Raw genomic sequence first — 219 nt, forward strand, 5'->3', positions numbered from 1 at the left:
CCCAGTACCATCAGCACTGTAGGGCTTAACTGCTCTGTTCGGAATGGGAAGAGGTGAACACCTACGTCATTGGCACCATCAATATTTTTAAAATCTTCAATCAGACAAGGCATGCCTTGTCTCTACTAGAATCTAATCACTATCATGACCTCTTTTAGTCATTGACAGCGAAAAGGAAAAACTTTGCTGAGGTAGTATCGCTACTACCTCAACCGTAAA

The 219-nt window shown here is 42.0% G+C and carries 1 rRNA gene; it reads right to left on the reverse strand.

Going from position 1 to position 219, the window contains the following annotated elements:
• A 5S ribosomal RNA gene (rrf, locus tag ACXAHM_RS26520) occupies positions 1-80 on the reverse strand; the annotation flags it as partial.
• Between the last annotated feature and the right edge of the window lie 139 nt (positions 81-219).

Source organism: Flammeovirga sp. AWQ4_249, from assembly GCF_056161045.1.